Here is a 25,307-nt window from a genome sequence, read left to right as displayed (position 1 = left end):
AAAATTTTTACCATTTGATCTCTACTTCTTTGATGGGCTCGTCGCAGGGCACGCACTTCATCGTATCCAACTACCGGATTTGGGTTAAAAGCAAAATGTTATTTCTTCGTTTCCTATTGCTGCCATCAATATTTATGGCATCTACTGTACTAGCCGATACCCTGGAACAACGTGACATCGTGTTCTACTACGGAAGCCGTCCGCCGGTGGAAGATTTGCGTCATTTCGACCAGATCGTCATTCAGCCTAGCCAGATCTTGCCACATGAGAAAGCAGCATTGTTAAATCTGGATTCACTGATATTTGCCTATATCTCATTCGGTGAGATTGCGCGTAATAGCGAGGATATGCCGCACGTCAAGACGAAATGGTCGATTGGCGTAAATCCGGCATGGAATAGCCTGGTGATGAACATGAATGATCCTGCTTGGCACGATTATTTGCTGGAGCACCATTTCGGCCGCCTGTGGCGCGACGGTTACCGCGCGTTTTTCCTTGATACCGTTGATAGCTATCTGATTGTAACGAGTGAAGGCAAACAGCGCGAGGAACAGGAGAAAGGGTTGGTTGCACTGCTTGCGGAAGTGAAACGCCGCTTTCCCGGTTGCAAGCTCATTCTCAATCGCGGTTTTGAAGTGCTGGATCGCGCAGCCCAGTATGCCGATGGTATGGTTGCAGAATCGCTTTTTCACGGTTTCGATCCCGTTACCGGCAAGCACGCACCGACGAAGAAAGAAAACCGGGAATGGCTTCTCAAGCAATTGAAGCGTACGCAAGATGAATTTAACGTACCTGTTACCGTACTGGATTATGTCGAACCGGGTAACTGGGCCGAAGCGGAAAAAACGGCGCGTCAAATTGTTGAACTCGGGTTCATGCCCTGGGTCGCCAACGGCGATCTCACCTGGCTGGGCCAGGGGCGCATGCGTCTGGTGCCGCGCAAACTGCTGGCCATCATAAATGGCACACCCTCGCAGCAGATGGATCATGAACTATTCAAACACGCGGCAATGCCTTTGGAATATCTAGGGCTAGCGCTCGACTACTGGTATATCGATCAGCTTCCCTTGCCCATAGAGCCGCTGGTAGGACGGTATGCCGGTGTAATCACATGGTTGCCTGAAGACAGCCGTGGCCGTTATGACAGCATCTGCGCGCGTTTGAAGTCGGAAGTCGATGCAGGTTTGCCGGTAGTATTCATGGGTTATTTGCCGGCGGGCGCCGCTTGCCGGAACGTAGTCAATTATCAGGGAGAGCTGCAACCCACAACAGATAGACTCAAGCTCGGTACTGTCGATGAACGTCTGGGCCGGCCAGGCACAGCACCCATCGTGGGTAGTGGTACGCCGGATATCCGGGTTCACGATAATCATGAGGCCTGGTTAACGTTGAACAATGGCGCCAACATATTCCATCCGGTTGCTGTGGGCGCATGGGGCGGGTATGCGTTGCATCCTCACATCATGAGCGAGACAGTGTCGGGCCGGCATGAATGGCTGCTCGATCCCTTTTCTTTTTTCAAGGCCGCGCTGCGCCTGTCGGCACAGCAGCCAATATTTGATCTGACGACGGAAAATGGCCGCCGATTGGGAATTATCGAGGTGCGTGGCGACCGTCTGTTCGCCAAAGACGAGCAAGGTGTTGAAGCCATCGATCGGCTCAGGGCATGGATCGAAAAAATTACCACGCCGGTAACATTGGGCGTGATCGAGGCTGAAGTCAGCAGTGAGGAGCAGCGCAACAAAATCCGGCAATTGGCCGCCCTGCCGCAGGTTCGATTGGCGAGCCACACGTATAGTCATCCCTTTTACTGGGGAATATTCGAAGGAAAAACCGACGCGGACCAGCAACCTTATCGCTATAGCGTATTTATGGAGGGTTACGCGGCGGAGATGACGCGCGAGAGCACGGGAACCATTGGATTTATGCAATCAGTGGCGCCCAACTCTCCTCTATTGCTGATCTGGTCTGGCGATGGCAAACCTGGTCCCGCCGCGCTGGCGGCAGCTGAGAAGGGCGCATTGCCACATTATGGCGGAGGGGGGTTGTACTGGCAGAGCGGCACGCTATCCGTTGCGGATCTTTCTCCGGCACTGCGCCCCACTCAGTGGGGCACGCAAGTGCTGACGCCACTGACCGGCGAGCCGCTGTTTGCACAACTCTGGTATGGGGAGGCGCTGAATTTTGGCATAATCAGCGATTGGAACCAGGAGCTCGATCGCGCACGCCGCTTGCGTGCCGCGTCCCTTTCGTTTCACGCCGATGCGCTGTTGCATGCAAATGGCGCCGACCTCCTGGATCGGCTCGCGGACGAGCAGCGTGCGGAAAATGTACTGAATGTGTGGCTCGATGAATACGTCTGGCGTGGACGGGCTTTTCAAACGGCGAGTATCGCGCGCGATCTCGATGGGGATTGGCTGCTTTTCGGGGATACGCTCAGAACGGTGCGATTACCTGTCGCGGAAATGACACCGCAGATCTCAACAGATGTTGTCGGATATTCCGACCGGGATACCATTCGCTATATTCATCTGGCGCGCAATCATGCCGTTCTCAGGCCTGCGCGCGATGGCGCCCCGGCTTTGCGGTTGATTGATGCCAGTGCACCGCTAAAATCATGGCACCTGAATGCCGATGGTTCCGCTACCTTCTTATTTGAGCCACGTGGGGATTTGACGCTCGGGATTCCCGCATCTTGCACCCTAAAAGTAAACGGCGAGGCCTTGAGCTCCCAGCGGCGGAATTCACATTCCGTATATGTTATACCTGAAAGAAACGCCGCAGGGGAATTCAGCCTTGCGTGTTGAAACCCAGCGTGAATCCTTGCTAAACGCACCCGCATTGATGTTCATGAGCGCGGTGCTTTTAATCGTTTTCTGGGTATTGTTTCCCCGCCAGCCGGCATTCCGGGATCCATCCAACCTGTCGGCAAAGGATGCCTTATCGGTTGCCTATCTTCGTGTTTTGGTCCAGTCCGATCCAAATAACGCCCCTTTGCGCTTGTCATTGGTGCAGGTATTGACCGAAGCGGGCCTGACCGATGAGGCGGTCCGCGCCATTGATCCGCTGAAGCAGGCTCCCGAATCCAACCTGAGCTACGAAATCCGCCTTGCTGAGCTCAAGCTGGCATTGCAGCAACTTTACAGGCAGCCTCCCAAGGATGTTGAAGGAACGCTGCGTGCCCGTATCACCGAGCTTATTCCTTCATTGCTACACATGGCGAACAATGACAAGGAACTGGATCAGGTGATCACATTGGCGGAGCAATTTGCCGAACCTTCGGTACTCGCCGAAACTTTTGAGCAGTTGCTTCTCATATTGAATGAAAGTGATGATAGAAAATCGGCTTGGCTGGTTTCAGCTGCAAAACAGCGTATCGCGGCAAATCAGCCGCGGTTGGCCGCACAAGATCTATTTAAGGCTTTTTCGCTTGCGGGATCGGTGACGAAAAAGACGAGGATCGCGAAATCCAGTTTGCGTGCCTATCTTCAGGCAGGCATTGACAACGAGGCTTTGAAGGCCGCAGCGCAGATGTTGGACAACCTCAAAGATAGAGGCGAAAGCGATGCAGAGCTTTTGTTGCTTGGCTCCAATATCGCCGAGCCGCTTGGCGATCGCGAGCAGGCATTGGCGTGGCTGGAAGAAGCGAGCCGTTTATCACCCGGCGATCGGTCGGTCGTTGAACGTATTATACGGCTGCAGGTATCGCTAGGATTGTTGAAAGAGAGCCTCGAACGTGCGGCACAACTGAAAACTTCCGTGGTTGCCGGGAGCGAGCGCCAACGGTTGATTGCTCACATTTATGACTGGAATGGACAGCCCGATGAGGCTCTGGAAATATGGTCGTCTTTTGCGCGCGCCCGGGCCGACAACGAAGCGGAGACACGAGCTTTTGAGCTTGCCCGGGCAAAACCGGATCAAAAAGCCCTGGTGCAATTGCTTGAGGCCATCATGATGCGCCGCAAATTGACCGGTATCGAAGCAGAGGCTTATGTCACCGCCGGCCTTGCCACGGCACAACCCACTCATGTGGAGCAACAATTGCGTGCCCACGCCGAACGTTTCAATAATCCCGTGGAAACGCTGAAAGCGCTCGCCCAGGTGCTGCTTCTTCAAGGGAAACCCCGCGCGGCGCTTGCCATACATCAGGAGATGCCGACCACGCAGGTGGGACAGCAGAGAATGGAATTGGCCCGCCTGTATGAAGAAGCGGGAGACGCGCAGAAAAGCTTTGAGTTACTCCGCGATTTCAACTCGCCTGATCCCGCTTACGCGGAAGCGTACTGGTTATTGCTGGGCAGAGTATCCACCCAATTAGGCCAGGATGCGTATGCCGAGAAAGCCTATGAAAAGGCGCTGACTTTTCGTCCCAAGGATGCGGAGATACTGGAAAATCTGCAACGGTTGGCGACACGTCATCGCGACGATAAAAAAAGCGAGCGTCTTGCGCATTATGGATGGGATCACTTGCGACGCATTGAAGATTTGCAACGCCTCATGCGTTTTTCTTGGAATCGTAAAAATTGGGGAGAACTTGAGCATTGGCTATCGCTGGCGGATGCGATGCCAGCAGCGACGCTCGCACAGGCCCCCGACTACTGGTACTTTCAGTCGATACGCAAAATGGGTAATGGCGAACGTGACGCGGCTCGCCATGCATTAGGTCAGCTTTTGCGCCTGCGGGGTCCCGATCCGGAAATTGCCGAAGCGATGATCTGGGTGTTGCTGTCGGATAAAGTAATCGATAATCCATCGATTGACGCACTCGTTCAACCCTATCGCAATCAATCCGGCAGTCAATCGGCGGTAGGTCCGCCCCTGGCGGAAGCATTGGCGGCGGCGGAGCATACGCTTGGCAAATCTATGCAGGCAGGGGAGTGGTATCTGCGATCGTTGACCACCCGGCCCAGGGATTTCCTATGGACGTTGACATTAGCCGATAATATGGAATGGGCGGGGTGTCCCGCAAATGCCAATCATGTCCGGTTCAGCGCGCTGGAAATGTTTGTTTCGCAGCACTTCAATCAACCGGAAGTGCAGTACCCTGCACGTTTGGCCGAATACTTCCTCGGATCGAAAGACCAGCGGGCGCAATCCAGTAATCTGGATGAATCAAAGAAATGGCAATCAATAAGAGAACGTTGGGGTTTCACAAAAACCATGGATAATGCCCGTCATTTTGCACTGAGGCGTCAACGTGAGCGTCTTCAGTTGCCGGGCTGGGTCACTTTTGCCGATGCATTAAGAGACGGTAACCAGAAAGTTATATCAGCGCAGCTGGCGGCGGTTTCTAATCACTTGCGGCAACAGCCGGGTGGGCCTGTAGCCGGGAATACGCTGCCGTTATCCATTGATGATATTGACCGGGCCGCCCGATGGCTTGGGGGAGAAGCCGCGCCGAATCAAAGTTCGTTAAATGATGAATTGGATATCTGCCGTCAGACATTGGCAAAAATTCGGGAATTACAAGCGGTATCCATCCAGAATCAGGAGCAGACAAAGCCATGAAAAAACCCTGGCTGGAAGGTATTGAAGTCGTTAATGTCAGCAATCCAAGCTCGGCATGGGCGGGATGGTTTGAAACCATTGCGCTGACAGCGATCATGATAGTGGCGTCGTTTGTCACCCAGCAACAGGATCCGTTCCGGCTGGGCGGAGGGTTCCCCTGGCCGGTATTGGGTCCCTTGCTTGCCGGTCTACGATATGGGTTCGTCTATGGTTTTATGAGCGCATTGCTGATATTGGCAATATTGGGCGTTGCCATTAACCAGGAGTGGCAGGCCGCATCCGGGTTTCCGCTGGCATGGGCGATCGGCGTTGTGGTCGTGGCGATGGTGGCGGGAGAGTTTCGAGACATGTGGGGGCGCCGCTTGCACCGGCTTGAAGGCGCCTATCAATACCGCGCAGAGCGTCTTGAGGAATTTACGCGCAATTATCAGTTATTACGCCTGTCGCATGACCGCCTAGAGCAAACCGTGGCGAATAGCGGGTTCTCATTGCGTGAAGGCATTATGCATTTACAATCCGCCCTCGATGCCATCGATGGGCTTACCGAATCTTCGTTGCAAGAACTCATCGAATTCGTGGCGGAATACGGCGCGCTGACACAAGCATGTATCGTGGGTCTGACTGCCGACCGTATCGATACAGCCAGGGTTTTGGCCCGTATTGGGGAAGATTTTACGATCGATGATAATGATCCTGTATTAAAAACCGCGCTCGAAAGCGGTGAAATGGCTGCGGTAAACCTCATAACGGAAAACGCGGTGGATCAAAATGAATTGTTGGCCGCCATTCCGGTGATCGACTCAACGGGCGAAATTCACGCCATACTGCTGGTGAGATCCATGCCGTTTTTTGCATTTAACGAGAATAATCTAAAACTTATCGCGGTACTCGTGGCGCATGGTGTGGACCATCTTCGTTTCGGTGCGGCGACCGCCTCCATCACGCGTTTTATGGTCTCGTTTGAGCGGGTGCATCAGGATTATAAAGAATTCAAGCTCGATGCAACGCTCTTGAGGTTGTCGGGAGATAATGCTGATGTCATGGTTGCTTACGAAAAACTCAGGTCTTCAATACGCGCTATCGACATGATCTGCATGATCCAGGATGAAGGACAGCAAGTTATCTGGATCATGCTGCCATTAACCAATGCCGCGGAGACGCAAGCATGGATGCAACGGGCGGATGGCGTTCTTGCGAAAGTAAGGAGCGAGTTGCTGCCCATCAATGAAATCGATCCGCAAAGAATTCGCTCTCTGGAGCTGCACTGATGGTTCGACTGCCTGTAGTTTTGGGATTAGGTGCCGAGATGCTGGCAGGCATGCTGCTCTGGTGGAGCGCGAGTTATTGGCTTGTACTGGCCGCTGTCATATTGCATGTTGTTTCATCCTATTATCTGGCGCAGGGTTTTTGGCAGTTGCTGCCGCGCCGGTATAAGTTGCCGGTGCGAAGAAGCTTAAGTTTGTTATTCATTTTTCTATTGATTTTACCCATATTCGGCGCACTGGGTTTGCTGTGGAGCATTATCGGTGCCTTGAGACGCCCTCGCAACCGCTCTTCGCACAATGTAAAGCTCGTTATCGTACCGGAGCTGCCATTCACTCCGCCCGTGATCTTTCCGGTGCCGCCCTATAGCCAAGGCGCATTACGCCAGATCGTGCATTTTGCCGGCCGGCCGTTGAAACGGCTCAAGGCGGTGATGGCAACGCGGTATATGCTGCCACGCGAAGCCATGATTGTGTGGTCGAAAGCGACTCGGGACCCGGTGGATGACGTGCGGTTGCTGGCTTACGCCATGAAGGACGATAGCGAAAGAAAGCTGGCGGAGCGAATTCTGGCATTGACCGACGCGCTGCCGGACATTCCGGTTCGTATGCGAAATAGCCACCATAAAACGATTGCCGCGCTATGCTGGGAATTGGTATACCACCGCTTGGCCCAAGGCGCAGTAAGGGAGCATTGGTTGCAGACTGCGCGATATCATATGGAGTTAGTGCTCGGTCCATTGGAGGCCAAGCCCGTGGCTCCCTCTCTTCCCGATAAGCGCGATGGCGACAGCTGGCTGTTATATGGCCGGATCCTGTTGGATTCCGGCAACCTCGCACCGGCGCGGGAGGCTTTTTCCTATGCAAAAGTGGCCGGCATTGATGAGCAGAAGATCCTGCCATGGCTTGCTGAAATTGCTTTTAATGAGCGGAAATTTCTGGAAGTGAGGCGCTGTCTGTCTGCGCTTAAGCGGCCCGGCGAAAAAGGGCGGGAACTGGCGCAGGTGAAAGTATGGTGGGCGCATGAGTAGCGGTGGAAAGACAATGGCGCGACAAAGGGCACAGGTAATGCAAACGAACGGACCAGTGGCTGATATTGCCTTGTTGCTCGAAGGCACTTATCCCTATGTCCGGGGGGGGGTATCCGCATGGGTTCATCAGATTATCAGCGGCTTGCCGGAGATCAACTTTGCCGTTGTTTTTATCGGCGGGGATCAAAAAATGTACGGCCCTCCACAATATCAATTTCCATCCAATGTAACCCATGTCGAAACGCACTATTTGCTGCGCCCCCCCAAAGCTTTAAAAACAAGCGCACGTAAAGGCAATCGCAGGGCTTTCTCAGAAATGGCCGAACTGCATGCGCATATGCGTCAATCGGTTCAATTGTCAGGCGAGGAAATGATCAGCGCATTTTCCCGGCTGGGTTCCGTGGAAGGTGTCAGCGAGGAAGATTTTCTGTATAGCGAAGCTTCGTGGGACTATATTACGCAGCAGTACCGGGAGCGCTGTACGGAGCCTTCATTCGTCGACTATTTCTGGGCTATACGCGCCATGCACGCACCGCTGTTCATCCTGGCGGATATCGCGGCTAAATTACCACCCGTCAGGGCTGTGCATGCCATTTCCACCGGTTACGCCGGATTGCTGGGCGCGATGATTCGACTGCGGCGTAATATCCCATTTGTGCTCACCGAGCATGGTATCTACACCAAAGAGCGAAAAATCGATCTCGCCCAGGCAACATGGATTCATGATCACAGTGATGACGTGTGCAATACCCTGCATGACGAAATGGGGTATATCCGGGGGCTGTGGATCAAATTCTACGAGCAGATCGGCCGCATGGCCTATGCACACGCATCACCCATTGTCAGCTTGTATGAAGGCAATCGCCAGAGACAGATTGCGGATGGCGCCGTGCCGGAAAGAACGCGCGTCATCACCAACGGCATCGACTTGCAAAGGTATCAGACCGCACTCGAGAAACGGCCGGATGGGATTCCACCGATTCTGGGATTGATTGGACGCGTGGTGCCCATCAAGGACATTAAGACGTTTATCCGCACCATGCGAATGCTGGTCAATGAACGATCCGACGCGCTCGGTTGGATCGTGGGTCCGGAAGACGAAGACCCCTCGTATGTGAATGAATGCAAGGAATTGGTCGCGAGCCTTGGCTTGCAGGACCACGTCAAATTCCTGGGTTTCCAGAACGTGACGGAAATTCTTCCGCAACTGGGATTGATGGTGTTGACTTCGATCAGCGAGGCGCTGCCCCTGGTAGTGCTGGAGGCATTTGCCAGTGGCGTGCCATGCCTGGCAACGGATGTGGGGTCTTGTCGCGAGCTCATCGAGGGCAGCGGCGAAGAAGATCGCGCACTCGGTGCAGCTGGAAGCGTGGTTTTTATCGCCGATCCGGAAGGGGCAGCAAAAGCGGCGCTTGAACTGCTCAATAACACGGCACGTTGGCACGCGGCACAACAGGCCGGACTTGAGCGCGTGAAGCGTTACTATAACGACAAACTGATGTTTTCCTCCTATCGAAACCTCTACATGCAGGCGCTTGATGCCGCCGCGCCGCCTTCGCTCATCACTGTACCCGCCTGAACATGACGAGTATCGGTTCTGAAATTCGCAAAATCCTGGAGCGTGACAGCTACTGGTCGGTATTGCGTGCCTATGGCTACGCGGGTCTGGTCAGCGGCGGTCCCTGGGTGCTTTCGATCCTGAGTATCATGATGATCGGCATCCTTGCCGTTACCCTGGGTGTCGCCCAGGGAGAGGTTAACGCTTTCCAGATTTGCGTGACTTACCTGATGGCGGCTTCATTAATCTGGACCGGTGGCATGCAATTGATGTTCACGCGTTTTGCCGCAGATCAGACTTATGCAAATAACAAAGTTGAGGTGCTGCCGAACCTGTTTGGGGTACTGCTGGTCACGATGGGAGGAGGTTTCTTATGGGCGGCGCCTTTCATTTTCTGGTTTTTCGAAGGGCCGTTTGCCCAGGAACTATTGTTGCTGAGTAACTTCATTGTATTGAGTGGCCTGTGGATCACGCTGATCTTCCTGTCAGGAATGAAAGCTTATCGGCGTATCGTCTGGACATTGGTCAAAGGCTATTCTCTTGGCATTGTCGTGGCGCTCGCGGCATCTTCATGGGCATTGAGTGGCTTGTTGCTGGGCGTGCTGGTCGGTCATAGCTACCTGTTATTTTCATTTTTGCACCATATCGTGCGCGAATATCCGGGACACTCCCTGCTCAAATTCGATTTTTTCCGGAATCGCCGCAATTTTTATATCTTGCTTGCGGTCGGCACACTTTACTATCTGGCCATTTGGGTAGATAAATTCATTTTCTGGTTTGTCCCAGTTACCTCCGAGGCCGTCATCGGGCCGCTGCGAGCATCCATTATTTACGATCTCCCCATCTTTCTTGCCTATCTGTTCATTCTGCCGGGTATGGCGGTATTTCTGGTGACCATGGAAGCCGACTTTGCCGAACAGCATGAACGTTTCTACCGTGCCGTGCGCGAGGGCGACACTCTTATGCATATCGAGTATCGGCGCGACCAGATGGTGTATGCCGCGCGGCAGGGCATCTACGAGATTTTCAAGGTGCAGGGATTAACGGTAGTGCTGTGCCTGTTATGGGGCAGGGAGCTGTTGCATGCGGTAGGCATCTCTCCGCTCTACATACATTTATTCTATATTGATGTCGTTGCGGTCAGCGTGCAGGTCCTGCTGATGGCGATACTCAATGTGCTTTTTTACCTTGATGCGCGCAAGGAAGTGCTGCTCATTACGGCGTGCTTCTTCATCACGAATTTGATATTCACCTTTGCCACATTGCATCTGGGGGCGGAGACATTCGGTTATGGCTTTGCCGCCTCGGTAACGCTATCCGCCTTTCTCAGCCTGTTTATCCTATCACGTAAATTCAATCGGCTGGAATATGAAACTTTCATGTTGCAGAACTAATATGTGCGGGACAGGTATTTTTAATACCTACGAGAATGAGGATCAGTAGCCGTGACAACCTGCATTTGAAACCGCCCCCGATCAGCATTTAGCGCGGTTTTGGGCCAGGAATAACTGCGACTATCCGTCCCGTAAACTAGGATTAACTGCCAATAGAAACTGTGTTCTTCCCCATCGACCTGCACTTGATTTTCGCGAATCGGGAATAAGTGTGACTGACGTGTCATTCATTCTAGATCGGTAATCCCGCCGCCAATATGGGATGCCGTAACTCTGCCCTGCGAACGGGGGTCAAGCTGGTCGCTAAACAATGCCTTGCTTTCTGCTAGCTTTGCGTCGAACTGCTCCACCATGTCTTTAAGCCGATAACCATGGCGCATCAGCGTTGTCTCCAAATCGTCGAGTTGCTGCGATAGTACGGTTTCTACAAACCAGCCAGCGTGTCAGTGACTGTTAGCGTTCGTATTACAGATTGCCCAGCCTTCAAGAAATTCGCATGTCTCCCCCTTGTAACATCTTTTTTCAGGGTATAGAATGAAACTAGACTGATCGGTCTAGTTTCTGATGTCTCCCTGGATGTATGAAAACCAAGTGGCATCAGTATTCTCGGTGCCAAGAATGATAAGGAGATGAACGATGACGATGAAACGCGTGAATGGAATCGACCTCGACAGATTGCATGCAACGCGGGACCTTATCCAGGCGGATGCGGATGGATTTCTCGCCACCCCCCAATACGAATCGACTATTGTCTGGGACAACGCCTATCACACAATATCGTGCGTTACGGGCGGTCAGGAAATCATCGGCGACGAACCGGAGCGCTACGGTGGTAGCGGAGCCGGCCTAGCTCCGCAGGATTTGTTGCTCACTGCGGTCGGCAATTGTCTTGCCGCCACCTATGTCGGCGGATTATCGGCTGCCGGCATCGCGGTAAAATCCCTGCGGCTCAACGTGTCCGGTCGCGTTAATTTCCGTGCCGCCTATGGTCTTGAAGCCACCAATTCCGGGTTTGATAGCATCCGGATAAGGGTGGATATCCAGACTGATTCCTCTCCGGACAAGGTGGAGGGGATCCTGGACAAGTTGCTGAAGACCGCGCCCATCCCGGATACGATCATCCGCCCGGTCCCACTCAATGTCGAGATCGCTTGCAAGCAGACCGAACTGGCGGCTGAGCTTTCATAATCACCGAAGGGGAATGGAGATGACCGGTGTATATGATGTCGCAGTGATCGGTGCCGGTCCAGCGGGATTGTCAGCAGCGTATGAACTGAAAAGGATGGGTCTCGATCCGCTGGTATTGGAAAAGACCGACGTGGTGGGGGATGTCTGGCGCAATCATTATGATGGAGTGCGCGTGAACACGGGGCGTTTCTTTTCCCAACTCCCGGGAAATCCGTTTCCCCGCTCGGCCGGCAGCTGGCCTTCGCGTGATGAAGTCGTGCAGGTCCTCGAAACATTTCCCGAACGAGGAGGATTCAAAGTTCGAACCGGAATCGACATCGGGAAAGTGGCGTATGACCGCCAGCGCGGCACCTGGGCCATCTCTAGCCGGGGCGAGGAGACATTCGAATCGCGTGCCGTGGTTGTCGCGACCGGATGCGCGTGCATTCCCGTCATCCCGACATGGGAAGGCATGGAAACCTTTACTGGAGAAATCATTCACTCCTCGAAATTCAAGAATGCTAGAGCCTATGAGGGAAAGGATGTGTTGGTCGTCGGCAGTGGCAATTCCGCTGCGGAAATTGCAAGTAGGCTCGCTGAATACGCAAAATCCGTGACCCTCTCTGTCAGGACGTCGCCCCATATTCTCCACAAGAGTGTTTTTGGCATTCCGCTGGTTGGAATCGGTGTGGCGACGCGCGCGCTACCGGTTGCATGGGTTGATAGCCTCCTATATGCACTACGACGTCTCTTCATAGGGGACCTGACATCTCGCGGTCTTCCATTTCCTACATCCCGAGTATCGCAGCAGTTTGCCCGGACACAGGTAGTGCCGATTCTCTACTATCCCTTTGTGGAAGATATTCGCGCGGGCCGCATCCGCGTCGTTGGTCCGATCAGGAACATCAGTGGGCAGACCATACACGCCTTTCATTCCGTTGAAGCTCAATCTCGGGAGCCGGTAAAGGAAACGATATTGAGCGTGGACGCGATCGTTGCCGGGACAGGTTTTCGCACTGGCATCGCCGAACTGGTCCAGGTTCCCGGTATCACTACCCGGGAGGGCAGACCCGTAGTGCTGGGAGATCAGGAATTTCCGGCCGCGCCCCGTCTTTACTTCATCGGACAGCTCAATCCCCTTAGTGGTCAGCTGCGGGAAATTCGCCTGGAAGCGGGCAGAATCGCGAGAAGAATCGGGAAACAACTGGCCGCCAGAAGCATCTCCGGTCGACAACATCCGCATCAACCCATGCAAGCCGTGGAGGAATAGGGTGACGAAGACAGCACGCAAATCGCCGGAGGAGAAGTTGCTCCTGGCCGCGCGCCGCTTGTTCTGCCGGGCCGGGATACATGCGACCGGCATTACACGGATTCTTGAGGAAGCCGGTGTGGCCCGCGGCAGCCTATATATGCATTATGGCTCCAAGGAAAATCTGCTCAAGGCGGTGCTCGATACGGAAGCGAACATGTGGTTTCACTGGTTCGACCAGGACCTGCCGGCTCTGAAGTGTTCTTCCCAGGAGCGCATCCTTGCCCTGTTCGATCTGCTCGAAAAATGGTTCGCGAAGGAGGATTTCTTCGGCTGCATATTCGTTAATGCCGTGGCGGAGCATGAAAAGGATAGCGGCTGGGTAAGGGATATGGCAGGCACATACCGGGACCAAATAATTGATCGGCTCAAGGCACTGGTCGTGGAAAGCGGTGCCAGGGATCCAGATGTTGTCATCCAGAAACTGGGCCTGATCATCGAGGGTGCGATCATCACTGCGATGGTCACTCAAAGCAGCCAGGCCGCCCATATTGCACGGCTTGCCGCAGAGGATGTTCTGCGGTGCACGGAGTGTTCCCCCTCCCTGGGGAAAGAATCGACTTAGTCGGAATCTTTACAGGAGAAATCTAATGGACAGCATCTGGGCGAATTTATCGACGGGAATGCGGCGTTTCCTGGTCCTGACCGGGGCCCTCGCGTTGATCGTCGCAGTTGGCTTACAATTTCACGTGAGCTCACAAGGGGATCTGTCAAATACCTATCCGAAGGGTTTCCGCGGCGGCACGTGCACCATAGAGTCCGAATTCCTGGTGATTGGCTATTCGGGTTATTTCATTCCTGGAGACTACGAAATTCCCGAGAATGCAAGCAGCGCGATGTCCGTTCCTGTCTTGTGTGGAAATATACCGGGTCCCGGAATACTGGATGTCACGATTGATCTTCTTTACCCCGAATCCGCGCGCAAGTGGCCGCTGGCCATGAGGCTTGCAAAAATGGAAGGCAGCACGCCGTCGAAAACACTGGTGACGATTCCTCCGGGAATTCACGAATTAGGCATCATCACTCAGGTATTGAATATCGGTGAAACCGGTGAATACACGCTTTATCTATCCGGAAAAGATGAGAATCAGGCTGATTTCATGCTGGAAATCCCCATCACGGTGGGAACGACATGGTACGAAGGCATCACTCAATTCTGGCCCATGCTTCTTCTGATCGTGGCAGCAATTCTTTATCAAGTTTTTAGAAGGCTTTGACTACTCAGATTCCTTGTCCTTCATTGGTTGCATTTATTTACAGGAGAATTGTTAATGGCAGCAGGCTATGTTGGCGATGTCGCCATCGCTTACGATCGTGATCTCGGATACGTGCTTTTCGAGCACCACGCCGCGGATATCGCACGACGTGCAACGGAAAGATCGGTCCGCCACATGCTCGAAATTGCGGCAGGCACAGGAATAGTCACCCGGCAATTACGTGACGCACTTCCCAAGAATGCGTTGCTGACTGCGATCGACATCAGTGATTCCATGATGGATGTAGCACGCACAAAGTTTCTTCCCCACGAGCAGGTCACGTTCCAGATCGCCGACGCCACGGCGCTGCCTTTCGACGACGAGGCGTTCGATGCGGTGGTCTGTCAGTTCGGGGTAATGTTCTTCGATAAAGAGGCGGGGTTTCGCGAAGTGCGCCGGACGCTGAAGCACGGAGGACGGTACTTGTTCAGTGTCTGGGACTCCCGGCGCTACAATCCGTTCGCCAGCCTGACTTTTGAGGTGATGAAGCAATTCTTTCCCTCGAACCCGCCCCAGTTTCTCGAGCTTCCCGTTTCCTGCTTCGAAATCGACCCTATCAAGGAAGCGCTTATTCGTTCAGGCTTTGCGCGAATTGTCATCTCGGTACAGCGACGGGAATACGATATTATGGATGTGGCAGCCTTCGCGCGGGGACTGGTGTTCAGCCCGGTCATCGAGGAAATAAGGGAGCGCGGCGAAGTCGAGCCGGAAAAGATAGTCGCGGCGCTGGCGGAAGCGCTGACGAGGGAGTATGGCTCAAATCCCACGCGCTATCCGATGCAAGCCATACTATTTGAAGCAGAAAAACCTTGAGATTCCAACCTGGAGAATGTTGTTCTCATACTTCCTTCAAAATTATCCCTTAGTTGAGAATTGGCTAAGAGTAGCTCGTTTCAATAAATTCCATTTGATCTTTTTCTAAGCGGGGGCGACGGGACAGAGCGAGTCGCGCGAACGGATATTGACGAACCAGATTGGCGCGACCGCAGTCTCTTGTTGGATTGCACTTTGTTAATTCACTCCGCTATTTCTAGTAGTCATGATTGGTTTAGGTCGCGGGTGTATACGAATAAGTCATAATCTCCCACCGGCCAATCGCGGTCCGGTTGTCTGGTAAAACCCAATTTCTCATAGAGCTTATGGGCACTGGACATGGGTGTCTCGGTTGACAGGACGAGAGCCCTCACCCCAAGACTTTGTGCGTGCTTCATGGCGGCGGACATAAGCATTTCGGCGATGCCTTGCCGCCGTTCTTCGGGAGAGACCGCCAGCATCCGCACTTCAAGCTCGTCAGGCTTGGCGATTTCGGAGAATGGGCTTCCATGAATTGCAAGGGTTATCGTGGCGACGATCCGGGCATCCAGTTCGGCAACCAGCAGGGTGGCGTCATTTATTCTCGTGGCTGCATCCCGAAGCCGTGCGGCATACTTGTCGCTGATCGGAAACCCGTCCGCACGATATGCTCTTTCGGTCAATTCGCCTACGGTTGCCGCATCGTTCTCAGTCGCGGCTCGTATAATCAGCGCCATATCATTTCGTCCTCATGTCCTTTATCCCACAACCATTCCGGCGTGAACACGGTCCATCAATCTCCTAAATCTGGCAGTTGTCCAGTAGCGAACTCACCCAAAGGGTGAGGCCCAAAAACAGTAGGCCGTTGTTATTAATCATAACGCTACCCTAACAAATACGCGATCAGGTGCTGGATCGCGGATCATGGCGCCAGACTGACAAATGAGCGGCCAACCGGCGGATCTAGAATAATATCGGCCCTGTCGACTTGTCCGAGGACATATAGTACGCTGTACTCAAATGACACACAGGGCGGATCAGAGAAGGAGGACTCAAAATGGGGTTACTGGTCAATGGCAAGTGGATCGATGAGTGGTACGATACAACGTCGACGGGCGGTAGTTTTGTCCGCACCACCGCGCAATTCCGCAACTGGATCACGTCCGATGGGCACGCCGGACCAAGCGGCGTGGGTGGCTTCGCAGCCGAGCCGGGACGCTATCACTTGTATGTATCGCTGGCCTGTCCCTGGGCGCATCGTACGCTGATTTTTCGTGTGCTGAAAGGGCTGGAGGGCATGATTGGGGTGTCGGTAGTTAATCCCTATATGGGCGATCATGGCTGGACATTCGAACAGGCGCCGGGGGTTGTGGCGGACCCGGTACAGCAGACTCACTATCTCTATAGAGTCTATCTGCGCGCCACCCCCGATTATACGGGCAGGGTGACCGTGCCGGTGCTGTGGGACTTGCGGCGCGATACGATTGTCAGCAATGAATCGAGCGAGATCATCCGTATGCTGAACGAGGCTTTTGACGGAGTAGGCGCTACGGAAGGGGATTATGCGCCCACTCCACTGCTGCCGCAGATCGATGAGATCAACGCGCGCATCTATGACACCGTCAATAATGGAGTGTACAAGGCAGGCTTTGCCACCCAGCAACGAGTTTATGAGAATGCCGTGGAGGCACTGTTCGAATCACTGGATGAGCTTGAGCAGCACCTGTCCAGCCAGCGCTATCTGCTGGGTGATCGCATTACCGAAGCCGATTGGCGGTTATTTACCACGCTGCTTCGTTTTGATGCGGTTTATCATGGCCACTTCAAGTGCAATCTCAAGCGGTTGGTGGACTACCCGAACCTCTGGGACTTTACCCGCGAGTTATATCAATGGCCAGGCATCGCCGCGACAGTAAATATGCAGCACATCAAAGAGCATTACTACCGCAGCCATTCCACCATCAATCCCAATGGAATAGTGCCGGCGGGACCCATTGTGGACTTTAGCCAGCCTCATGGTCGCGATAGACTGCAGGGGTCAAACCCGACCTCATGAGAGGGCGGAATATACGGTCCCGTTCCGATCTCTATAAATACTGCATTATCTCAGCTTTGCCCAGAGCGTGCCCCAGGCGCCACCGCCGCCTCCCCAATTTTCCACATCTACCGAACGCCCCAGAAGCTTCCTGTAAAGAGGAGAAAACCGTCTCGAATTCGTTTTATCCATTACCAGTTCTACACAGTCGGCCAGGAAATAGAGTATGTGCGAACCGGCAAAGCCAATAATTTTGCGCATTTTAAAGTTTCCGTTTGAGTTATGGCTGCCTTTTTACCGACTAGATCAAGAAAAGAGCCCGGGGCGGGATCTCCGCCACCGGGCTGGTCCCCCTTGTAGGGGAGTACTGTCCCCCGCTTTGATTGAATGCATAACTCGTGCCAGAGGTTGCCATTGAATTAAATATTGTTATATAAGAAGTTCTTATGTAAGTTTTTGGGATTTATTCGATTCGTCTTCCAGAAACAGTGTAAATATTCTCGTCATTAATGCTTTTTTAAAATGAGGTGCCTTATCGGAAGCTGCGGTTAGCAAGCCAGAGAATAGAAGCATTAGTAATGAAGGCAGAAACGTATCTGCGCGCGTTGCCTGACTAGAGCGACGAACTCCATATTGAATGCTGCGGCACATTCACGAAGATATTCATTACTGCAACTTCGGCAAGCACACATAGTCTCATCAGAGCAATCCATACAAGAATAAATAGCGAACCAATGAGAGCACTCGTTTTATTGATATTGATATTGATATGTAATACCGGCATCGCCACCGCTACCGGACTCGCCACCGCCGCTGCCCCGCTCGATGTGCCCGATACGATGGAGGAGAGGGTAAAAGCCTGTGTCGCTTGTCATGGAGCGGAAAACAAAGCGGGAAGAGACGGCTATTACCCTCGGATCGCGGGCAAGCCCAAAGGTTATCTTTTCAATCAACTGCGCAATTTCAGGGATGGCAAACGCTACTATCGGCCCATGGCTTTGCTGCTTGCCAATGTGTCGGATCAGTATCTGCTCGATATGGCTATCTATTTTTCAGCACTCAAGCAACCTTTCCCACCGCCGGAACGTCCGGTTTCCTCGCCTGCCGAAATCACGCTGGCTCACAAACTCGTTACTCAAGGCGATCCAGCCCGGAAAATTCCCGGCTGCGTTGAGTGCCATGGGAAGGAGTTGATGGGTACGGCGCCATCCATTCCCGGTTTGCTGGGTTTGCCACGCGTCTACATGATTGCCCAGCTGGGTGCCTGGCAAAGCGGCGGAGTATTGCGCGGGCAGACTGCGGACTGCATGTCCGAAATCGCAAAGCAACTAACTCCCCAGGAGACTAACGCTTTGGCAGCATGGCTGGCCGCACAGCCCGTTCCGGAGAATACCGGCCCGGCTGACGCTCTTTCCCCTGAGATGATTCGGCGCTGCGGCAGCGCCATGCAAAAAAGTGGAGAGGAAGCGGCCATTCCGAAAGCAGCGGCCGCAGCATCCACGCGCCAGACGACGGGAGCTTACCTCGCGCAGGCAGCGAACTGCATGGGTTGCCATACGGCCCAGGGTGGCCGCCCCTATGCTGGAGGCCGCCGGCTGTCTACGCCCTTTGGCACATTTATCTCGCCTAATATCACGCCGGATAAAACAACAGGAATCGGACATTGGAACGAGCAGGATTTCTGGAAGGCGCTGCATGATGGCAAATCGCGCGATGGCCGGCCTTTATATCCAGCTTTTCCCTATACTGAATATACGAAAATCACGCGCGAGGATTCGAATGCCATTTTCGCCCATCTTAAAGCGCTCGCACCTGTTGCGCAAAATAACCCGCCGAACAAGATTGATTTTCCCTACAATTTTCAGCCGCTATTGAGCTTGTGGCGCGCCGTGTACTTCAAGCAGGGCGTCTATCAGGCGGAATCCACAAAAAGCAAGGAGTGGAACCGTGGTGCTTATCTGGTGCAAGGACTCGGTCATTGCAATGCCTGCCACGCGGAACGTAATCCTCTGGGAGCCACTACCGGGGATGATGATTTGGGAGGCGGACAGATCATGGGCTCAAACTGGTATGCGCCATCTTTAACGGCGCGCGTGGAAGCCGGTTCCGCCGACTGGCCGATCGACGAGATCGTGCAGCTGCTCACTACGGGCATTTCCCCGCGGGCCACCACATCCGGTCCCATGGCCGATGTGGTCAGACATGGCCTTCAGTATCTGACGAAGGAGGATGCGCGTGCGATGGCTGTCTATCTGAAATCATTACCCGAAAGCGCGCCGCGTAAACAGCCCGGCCCCCCCGCGCTAACCGAGCAGGTGCAACAATGGTTTCAACAGGGCGCCAAAATCTACGAAAAGCATTGCCAGGATTGTCACGGGACTTCCGGCCAGGGTGCCCCTGGCATTTATCCGCCCCTGGCCGGCAATCGAGGCGTCACCATGACTCCCCCCATTAATGCTATTCGCAGCGTTCTCAATGGGGGTTATCCGCCATCCACAAGAGGCAATCCACGCCCTTATGGCATGCCGCCATTTGCCCAGGTACTGCGCGACGATGAGGTCGCGCTGGTGTTGTCATATATCCGCAATGCATGGGGTAACCGTGCAAGTCTGGTCACCAAGGCCCAGGTCGACAGGAGCCGGGAAGGTATACACTGAAAACTGGAGCAATTCGCTCGAAGCAAAAGCTCGTGCTAGGTCAATATTGGAGCAGAGGCTCGTCCGCAGGATCTATGATCGGATCGCCGGGAGACGGGTCGGGGTCGAAGGGTCGTGGATCCACAGGCTTATCCGGATCGAAGGGCTGGGGATCTTCTTTTCTGGGCTTATCCGGATCAATGGGGCGAGGTGGCACATCCGCAGGTTTGCCAGGTGAACGTTGGGCCGACGGGTCTAAGCAGGTGCGAGAGTATTGGGTCATGGGCAGACGCTGTGATGGGAACAATGAGCAGGCAAACGGGATCACCCCGCCGGCTGACAGGGGGCGCGGCTTAATTAGAGTCCACCTTGCGTTTCAATTGACCACGTATTTCACCGGACTTATTGGCGTCGCTATGGACGTTAATATAAAGGCCCCCTGCCTTGAAGGCATCGTATTGCGCATCGGTCAATTTTGCATCGGGCGGAACTGACCACTCATTTTCGCCAGTCTTCTTGAGCGTAATAATATCAGAGCCGGTCTTACCAACTGCCCCTTCGTGAATATGCGCACCGGTGGCCTTGATATCAGAAGTGGTGATCTTGCCTTTGATGGACTTGTCATCCTCAACTATTATCGTGCCGCTACCGCTGGCAGAAGTCTGGACAGCGGGAACTTCCTGACCGCCGCTCAGATTAACCTTGATTTCACTCGCTGTCGCCATGCCAGCAAAAGCACTGGCTATCAACGCGACAATAACTAGAGTGAATCGCGATTTCCGAATAATTTTCATTTGTGTACCTCCATCAGGTTGAAAAAATTTGTAAATGGTTGTTGGTCGGTTATGGGCTCATTCTTTCTTTTTGTTATTCGTTATCGCCAGTGCCGACAATAATTATATTTCACCCTTAAGGATGAGTCCGTACGGTAGCGTACGTAAGTTAACGATTCTCATTTCTCAAAACTCGCATGCGGCGATTCGATGAGATACCGGGTTTATGCTGGAACTCGAATCCGGTAGTCAGGGGCTGGGGTCAGACGCGATGCTATCGCATACTCCCTGGTTGATAGCTATTTGACCATTTATTTATTTGAGTGGAATGGAAGTCCCCTGGGTCACGGGGACAGCGGTAACGCTATTTTGCGGGTTTCCATCTATCAGCTTGTCTGAATAGGTCAGATAAATAAGAGTGTTGCGCTTGGAGTCGACCACGCGGACAATATGCAGACGCTTGAATAAAATCGACATGCGTTCGGTAAACACATCCTCTTGCCGGGGAAGTTTCTCGGTAAAGTGGAGCGTCTCCTTGACTTGCCGGCAAGCAATTGAGGCTTCCGCCCGATCTTCCGCCAGGCCTATAGTGCCTTTTACTCCGCCTGTCCTCGCGCGGGATACGTAGCAGGTTACTCCGTGGACCTTGGGATCGTCATACGCCTCGATGACTACCCGGTCATCCTTACCCAGCCATCGAAAGGCGGTGTCCACTTCACCGACGAGTTCGGCTTGAGCAGGCATTGAAAATAGTATGCAGAACAATATCGTGGTTATTGCCTTGAGTACGGACTGAATTCGCGTCATTTGATGCTCCTTTTTCAATTATTCTTACGTTACCCGTAGCGAACTTATCAAGAGGATGAAGGCCAGGTTTCGAAATCGCATGTGCCAAATCTTCTAAATACCCTATCAGCTCTAATCCCTGGCTCCTGTGGCAGGTATGACGGATAAATTGGCGATATAGCGAATTGCCGTGGCGCTGGGGAGAAAACAATAGGCCGCACCGCGGCAGGTAACGAAATTGGAAAGACCGGTAAGTTCGATGGGGCGTTTCTGACCTTTGCTCGGGATTAGAAAAGTTGCGCCCGGCATTGAATTATCTCCGATGATCGGGTCCCTGGTATTGCGCAGACCGGGGGCAAAATTTCCCTTGTTGCCCCAGTCTGACATCAGAAATTCGAACTGGTCCTTGAGACTTACGCCGATAAACAGGCCAAGCAGCCCGCGCTCGACATCGTCATCGGGATTGGCTGGATCATAGGGAGGGCCGTAGGGCAAGCCGCGGCGGATTATGCGATGCTTGAGGCCGCCGTTTCCCGCCACCGTCGAGTTGCGTGGATTCATGCGGCGAATGTGCGACCCGAGCGGACAGCGATAGCCACGGTGATCATCAAAGGCGTCGGGTACCGCGTCGCTCGGCACATAGTCGAAACTATTGCGTTGCTCCAGCAGGATGCGTTCGTCCGCGGAATCCGGCGAGAGAGAAAGCGGCACGCCATTTCGCCACCGGCCACAAAGCTTGGCGGCTATCAGTTCCCGGTCAAATCCTGTTTGATGAGCCGCATCCGTCAGAAATTGCTCGAAGCCATGACAGTCCTGCGCAAGAATGCGAAACGCCATAAAGCTGCCATTTCGGCCCAACTCGGGAGGTACCGGCACCAAGTAGGTGAAGTCCGTGTACTGGCTGGGGTACCCCAGCAGAAATTCTCCGGCTGGCGCTTTCGGCAATACATCCGGCATCAGCGGTGGAAGGCCGCCATCAATGGTAGGCTGGGCGAAGCCATCCCGGTAGCCGAAGTGCGCGGTGCTTCCGGGCAGACTTCGGCCGTCATGCAGGGAAAGTTCGCTCATCGCGCCGTCGCTGGAATAATCCGCGCGAAGCTGGCGGGTAATCTGCTCAAGAATGTCTTCCGTTTCGGTGAAGAGGAAGAGCAGGATATGCAGATCGGGACTGGCGAACTGGCCTTTCCAATGTTGAGGGCTGCTTTCGCCCGTATCGCCAACCCGCTCGGCACGGGCCGCTGCGCCGGCCAAAAATTCTTCCGGAAAAGAGCCAAGCGAAGATGCAGGAAGCTCAAGCGCAGCAAGACCCAGATAGGTGAGTCCAACATTCAGGCAGTATTGTGGTTTCGTCGTCCAATCGATGGCGGTGGCAAGCTGGAGATCGCTCTCGCCGCTCACAAGTTTGCCGAGAAACCGCCTGGCGGCTCCCGGCTGCTCAACCTTTAAGGCGAATACACGCAGAACCGGCATGGCATAGGTGCGAAGGATAAAGCCCTGAATATCTGCGTGGGGTAGGTCAGCCATGGTATCAACTCAAGTTTCCATCATATCTCGCCGAGCGCCGCCTGAATGTCCAGCACCGTAGCTTGGGGGTAGGCGCTATAGAAAGGTTCAATACCACCCAGGTCATTAGCCTTGACGTAATTTCCAAAAGCCTCGCGATTCTGTTGAACAGGCAAAGGGGGTGCGCCGTCCATATGTTGGAGCAGCGCGTTGAAAACGTCGCCGATCTCGTCGATGAATTCATTGAGATAGTCTTCGAAGGATCCATCGTACGTGGTGATGATGGCAAGCTTGGTGTTATTTTCGAGGAACACAAAACGTGCGAAGTGCACGATCCTGAGCTTGTCGAGAGCAATCCAGATGGGATTTCTTTCCGGCGGAGCGGCTTGAATTTCAAGTATGCGCGCATTGAGCGCCTGGAAGTCCTCGGGCGAGCGGATGGTCATGATCAAGGTGAGTGGGCTCTGCACCGTTTTTCGAGCGAGCGCGGTGTTAGCGCCCTGTCGAGCGGTATCGGTGCTCCGGTGAAATAATCCCATGAAATTTTCCTCCTGAAGATAGTAATATGCATTCTGGTTGATAGATTGCTTGAACCGATAATCGACCCAATTGCCGGTTTACACTATACCGTCGCGAGCTTTATCAGGGTGCGCTTCGGCGGGTATTTCAGAGGGAGAATCACGGTGCTGCTCGGAAGCCCCGGCAAGCGCTTCTTCGGATGGTTCATCGCGCGATAGGAACGGTTCGATCTTGTCATCCATTCTATCGGAGGCGCGGCGGTTCTGGGTACTTCCATGCAAATGGTATGCCTGGATCAGCAGTGCAATCCCGATCCACCCCGCGATCAGTATGAAGGGGGCCGCAATCAGCAATGGCTCCAGCGATGCGGCGATAGCCAGGCCCAACAATATCACGCCGCCGGACATCATGATTTTAGCTTCCGCCGCGCCGAGAACAAGTCGGCTGGTAAGGGCCGCCCCGACGGTGTTGCTGACGCGGATGGCTCCCGCCGTCAGCTGGCTTGCGCTGCCGCCTTTGCGTCTACCCATGCCACCCCTCAAGGCAGGGGCGGTTGCGGATGATTCGGGCATAGCCACCGGCCGGACACGGTTTTTTCTACCGAGCACGATCTCTGTCGCGTTATCCAGATCCTTTAGATACATTTGCTCCATCTCATACGCAAATCCAGGGTCTTCCACTGCCACATCCAATTCCCAATTGCCAAGCCAACTGGCGATGTTGAGGTTGCTGGATCCCACCCGTGCCCAGCGGCTATCGGCCACAGCCGTTTTGGCATGCAGCATCGATCCATTCCACTCAAATACACGCACCCCGGCTTCCAGCAGCGGACGGTAGCCGGCACGCGAGATAGGGCGCAGAAACTTCAGGTCGCCGTTCGACCCGGGAACCAGTAACCGTACATCCACGCCATCCATCGCCGCGCCTCTCAGCGCTTGCACATAACTGGTGGTGCCTACGAAATAGGCGTCGGTAAGCCAGAGCCTTTTTTGTGCGAGGACCGTGATCAGTTGTTCCAGGCGGTACAATCCCGCCGTTGCCGTGACGCTGGCCAGCACCCTTAAATCAACCGCGCCGGTCGCGGGAATCGATTCCCGCTCCGGCATTTCATCTGCCGGTAATTCGGGCCCGGTTTCGGCCCAGGCCCGGAAAAATGCCTGTACCACGTCGGCTACAATTGGGCCGCTTACCTCCACCCCGGTGTCGCGCCAAGGCGGTATACCGCGTTCGGCGTAGCCCGCCCACATTTGACCCACACATAATCCGCTGATAAACGCGACGCAATTATCCACGCAAAGGGATTTCCGGTGAAGCCGGCTCACCCAGCCCAGCGGGCTATCCAGGCGCGGCGGATTAAAGCATCGAACCTCCACGCCTCCATCGCTCAAGCGGCGCCAGAAGCCGCCGGATGCTTCCGGGAACGATCCCATCCAGTCATAAAGGACTCTTACCCTAACGCCTTCTTTCGCCTTGGTAATAAACGCATCAGCAAACTGCTGGCCGATTTTGTCGTCACGGATAATATAATTTTCGAAATAGATGGTTTCTTCGGCTAAATAAATCGCATCAAGCCATGCGGAATAATTTTCCCCGCCATCCTTGAGAAGACGGATGTTGTTTCCATGGACGAGCGGGGCACCGGCTGCGCGGGAGAAGGCCTGCGCAGCCAGGACGCGTGTTGCGGGCATCGCCTCGCGTGAATGTTCCTTGGGCTTTAATTTGGCCATGTTTTCTTCTTCAGTCCTGGGTGATCCTGCGGCATACCTGTTCCATATTTC

General features: G+C 53.9%; 20 protein-coding genes and 1 pseudogene. 13 read left to right on the top strand and 8 right to left on the bottom strand.

Annotated elements, in window-relative coordinates; genetic code table 11:
• Positions 1 to 134: 134 nt before the first annotated feature.
• From SQ11_RS07740 to pelG, 6 genes are read left to right on the top strand one after another with little or no spacing between them, the layout of a single operon-like run.
• Positions 135 to 2,807, top strand: a complete 2,673-nt coding sequence (locus tag SQ11_RS07740; protein ID WP_232297927.1) for an endo alpha-1,4 polygalactosaminidase — start codon at positions 135 to 137, stop codon at positions 2,805 to 2,807.
• On the top strand, positions 2,758 to 5,508 hold the full coding sequence (locus tag SQ11_RS07735; RefSeq protein ID WP_232297926.1) for a tetratricopeptide repeat protein: 2,751 nt from the start codon (positions 2,758 to 2,760) through the stop codon (positions 5,506 to 5,508). The genes SQ11_RS07740 and SQ11_RS07735 overlap by 50 nt, the downstream gene beginning before the upstream one ends.
• Positions 5,505 to 6,776, top strand: a complete 1,272-nt coding sequence (locus SQ11_RS07730; protein WP_041513572.1) for a hypothetical protein — start codon at positions 5,505 to 5,507, stop codon at positions 6,774 to 6,776. The genes SQ11_RS07735 and SQ11_RS07730 overlap by 4 nt, the downstream gene beginning before the upstream one ends.
• Entirely contained in the window at positions 6,776 to 7,801 is a 1,026-nt protein-coding gene (locus SQ11_RS07725; protein WP_041513571.1) for a hypothetical protein, read from the top strand. Before SQ11_RS07730 ends, SQ11_RS07725 begins: the two co-directional genes overlap by 1 nt.
• Positions 7,802 to 7,814: 13 nt before the next feature.
• A complete protein-coding gene (gene pelF, locus SQ11_RS07720) occupies positions 7,815 to 9,380 on the top strand; it encodes a GT4 family glycosyltransferase PelF (RefSeq protein ID WP_232297925.1) in 1,566 nt (521 codons plus the stop codon).
• Positions 9,381 to 9,382: 2 nt separating this feature from the next.
• Positions 9,383 to 10,753: an exopolysaccharide Pel transporter PelG gene (pelG, locus tag SQ11_RS07715; protein ID WP_041513570.1), complete on the top strand. Its 1,371-nt coding sequence runs from the start codon at positions 9,383 to 9,385 to the stop codon at positions 10,751 to 10,753.
• Positions 10,754 to 10,985: 232 nt separating this feature from the next.
• On the opposite strand, the pseudogene SQ11_RS16780 reads toward pelG, so the two are convergent.
• Positions 10,986 to 11,181, bottom strand: a pseudogene (locus tag SQ11_RS16780) (AAA family ATPase); the annotation flags it as partial.
• A gap of 208 nt (positions 11,182 to 11,389) precedes the next feature.
• On the opposite strand from SQ11_RS16780, the gene SQ11_RS07710 reads away from it, so the two are divergent.
• The 5 genes from SQ11_RS07710 to SQ11_RS07690 are packed head-to-tail and all read left to right on the top strand — an operon-like array spanning position 11,390 to position 15,298.
• Positions 11,390 to 11,941, top strand: a complete 552-nt coding sequence (locus SQ11_RS07710) for an OsmC family protein (protein WP_052494073.1) — start codon at positions 11,390 to 11,392, stop codon at positions 11,939 to 11,941.
• A 19-nt stretch (positions 11,942 to 11,960) separates the two neighbouring features.
• Entirely contained in the window at positions 11,961 to 13,190 is a 1,230-nt protein-coding gene (locus SQ11_RS07705) for an NAD(P)/FAD-dependent oxidoreductase (RefSeq protein WP_232297924.1), read from the top strand.
• A 1-nt stretch (position 13,191) separates the two neighbouring features.
• Positions 13,192 to 13,794 (top strand): TetR/AcrR family transcriptional regulator, encoded by a 603-nt coding sequence (locus SQ11_RS07700; RefSeq protein ID WP_041513569.1) that lies wholly within the window; start codon positions 13,192 to 13,194, stop codon positions 13,792 to 13,794.
• A gap of 25 nt (positions 13,795 to 13,819) precedes the next feature.
• Entirely contained in the window at positions 13,820 to 14,446 is a 627-nt protein-coding gene (locus tag SQ11_RS07695; RefSeq protein WP_041513568.1) for a hypothetical protein, read from the top strand.
• Between the two features lie 54 nt (positions 14,447 to 14,500).
• The gene (locus tag SQ11_RS07690; protein WP_041513567.1) at positions 14,501 to 15,298 is read left to right on the top strand and encodes a class I SAM-dependent methyltransferase; all 798 of its coding nucleotides are present in this window, start codon (positions 14,501 to 14,503) and stop codon (positions 15,296 to 15,298) included.
• A gap of 224 nt (positions 15,299 to 15,522) precedes the next feature.
• Here SQ11_RS07690 and SQ11_RS07685 read toward each other — a convergent pair whose 3' ends face one another.
• Positions 15,523 to 16,014: a GNAT family N-acetyltransferase gene (locus tag SQ11_RS07685; protein WP_041513566.1), complete on the bottom strand. Its 492-nt coding sequence runs from the start codon at positions 16,012 to 16,014 to the stop codon at positions 15,523 to 15,525.
• 320 nt (positions 16,015 to 16,334) lie between these two features.
• Here SQ11_RS07685 and SQ11_RS07680 point away from each other — a divergent pair, with 320 nt between their 5' ends.
• Entirely contained in the window at positions 16,335 to 17,333 is a 999-nt protein-coding gene (locus SQ11_RS07680; RefSeq protein WP_041513565.1) for a glutathione S-transferase family protein, read from the top strand.
• 45 nt (positions 17,334 to 17,378) lie between these two features.
• Here the strand turns inward: SQ11_RS07680 and SQ11_RS07675 are convergent, their stop codons facing one another.
• Positions 17,379 to 17,573, bottom strand: a complete 195-nt coding sequence (locus tag SQ11_RS07675; protein ID WP_041513564.1) for a hypothetical protein — start codon at positions 17,571 to 17,573, stop codon at positions 17,379 to 17,381.
• Positions 17,574 to 18,046: 473 nt separating this feature from the next.
• On the opposite strand from SQ11_RS07675, the gene SQ11_RS18150 reads away from it, so the two are divergent.
• Positions 18,047 to 19,969, top strand: coding sequence for a c-type cytochrome (locus SQ11_RS18150; RefSeq protein WP_306463968.1), 1,923 nt, complete (start codon positions 18,047 to 18,049; stop codon positions 19,967 to 19,969).
• Positions 19,970 to 20,301: 332 nt separating this feature from the next.
• Here the strand turns inward: SQ11_RS18150 and SQ11_RS07665 are convergent, their stop codons facing one another.
• The 5 genes from SQ11_RS07665 to SQ11_RS07645 form a co-directional block, all read right to left on the bottom strand.
• Positions 20,302 to 20,742 (bottom strand): CHRD domain-containing protein, encoded by a 441-nt coding sequence (locus tag SQ11_RS07665; protein ID WP_041513563.1) that lies wholly within the window; start codon positions 20,740 to 20,742, stop codon positions 20,302 to 20,304.
• A gap of 294 nt (positions 20,743 to 21,036) precedes the next feature.
• Positions 21,037 to 21,528, bottom strand: a complete 492-nt coding sequence (locus SQ11_RS07660) for a CreA family protein (RefSeq protein WP_041513562.1) — start codon at positions 21,526 to 21,528, stop codon at positions 21,037 to 21,039.
• 111 nt (positions 21,529 to 21,639) lie between these two features.
• Positions 21,640 to 23,031, bottom strand: a complete 1,392-nt coding sequence (locus SQ11_RS07655; RefSeq protein ID WP_041513561.1) for a hypothetical protein — start codon at positions 23,029 to 23,031, stop codon at positions 21,640 to 21,642.
• Positions 23,032 to 23,051: 20 nt separating this feature from the next.
• Entirely contained in the window at positions 23,052 to 23,549 is a 498-nt protein-coding gene (locus tag SQ11_RS16415; protein ID WP_052494068.1) for a hypothetical protein, read from the bottom strand.
• Positions 23,550 to 23,627: 78 nt separating this feature from the next.
• On the bottom strand, positions 23,628 to 25,256 hold the full coding sequence (locus tag SQ11_RS07645) for a phosphatidylserine/phosphatidylglycerophosphate/cardiolipin synthase family protein (RefSeq protein ID WP_052494066.1): 1,629 nt from the start codon (positions 25,254 to 25,256) through the stop codon (positions 23,628 to 23,630).
• Between the last annotated feature and the right edge of the window lie 51 nt (positions 25,257 to 25,307).

The organism is Nitrosospira sp. NpAV (assembly GCF_000832065.1).
Lineage (GTDB): Bacteria > Pseudomonadota > Gammaproteobacteria > Burkholderiales > Nitrosomonadaceae > Nitrosospira.
Note: the sequence above shows the minus strand (reverse complement) of the source record. Positions and strands in the feature narration are given on the sequence as shown.